2 protein-coding genes are annotated in these 1032 nt (G+C 36.1%); both read right to left on the bottom strand.

The window, feature by feature from the left end; translation table 11 throughout:
* Positions 1 to 159: 159 nt before the first annotated feature.
* Positions 160 to 549, bottom strand: coding sequence for a type II toxin-antitoxin system MqsA family antitoxin (locus ND811_RS19345; RefSeq protein ID WP_265353608.1), 390 nt, complete (start codon positions 547 to 549; stop codon positions 160 to 162).
* Positions 549 to 857 (bottom strand): type II toxin-antitoxin system MqsR family toxin, encoded by a 309-nt coding sequence (locus tag ND811_RS19340; RefSeq protein WP_265353607.1) that lies wholly within the window; start codon positions 855 to 857, stop codon positions 549 to 551. Before ND811_RS19340 ends, ND811_RS19345 begins: the two co-directional genes overlap by 1 nt.
* Positions 858 to 1032: the final 175 nt, after the last annotated feature.

Genomic DNA, 1032 nt, shown 5'->3' with positions numbered 1-1032 from the left:
TAGACTTAACGACGTTTCCCGACCCTGAGTCCCGGAGGGACGTTAGGGACTGGCACGGAGTTTGCGGATGCAAACGAGTGACAGAAGGGGAATGTGTCGTAGACCAAGCGAGGGCTTGTCCCGAAGCGAAGCGTTAAGTCGCTGTTATGCGCTGGACCGTTATTTATGAGAGACTTTTTGGTTTTTTAAAGGTAATCTTATATCTCCAACAAAGACATACCTTATTTTTCCAATGTTCATCATTTTATGAATAGATTGGCGGGATAATTTTAACTTCTTTGCCATTTCATCAACACTAATAAGATCCGCAGCAACAGTAACTTCAGCATCTTTTTTTGCTTTAAATTCAGCAATCGCAGCATTTATGTGATTTTGAGATTTTTTAGTAAGAATTCCGTCTTTGCAATTTTTGCAATAGTAACCTTCAATATTATTGATTTTAAGGTTTCCATAATCTTTAATATTGAAATTTTCAGAGACATCAGTTTTGAAAACCATAGAATTAGTTTCACCACAGACAGGACAATCGATCCATTTTTTATCTTTCATTAGCTTTCATCTCCTTTAAAAGAAATAACTAAGGTATTGCTATTCGAAATTTGGATTTTAATATAAAGCTTATAATTATTACTTTCCTTTTTGTAAACATCGTGCCAGAGCAAATGATTGTTGTGAGAAGTCATAGATTTGAAAAAGTCGGAATTTTGTAAATTTAGAACTTCATTAATAATTTCAGTTTCACCATATCCAAATTGTTCAATGGCCGTTTTTTGAGCATTTTTTGTGATTGAAAACTTTCCTTCGGTAATCAGTTCTTTTATCTTTTTTAACGGATAATGACAGACACGTTTTTCCACTATTTCTAGTATATTTAATTGGTATACAATGTCAACTATTTAAAATTCTGTATTTTGTGTTGCATTTTAAGGTCTTGCGCATAACGAACTAGGGGAGACGACGTTTCCCGTAGCTGAGCCTCGTAGAGGCGTTAGCGTCGGCGCGCCTTCTTGCAGAGCGAGAAGCGTGACGGAG

Source organism: Leptospira soteropolitanensis (genome assembly GCF_026151655.1).
Classification (GTDB): Bacteria; Spirochaetota; Leptospiria; order Leptospirales; family Leptospiraceae; genus Leptospira_A; species Leptospira_A soteropolitanensis.
Note: the sequence above shows the minus strand (reverse complement) of the source record. Positions and strands in the feature narration are given on the sequence as shown.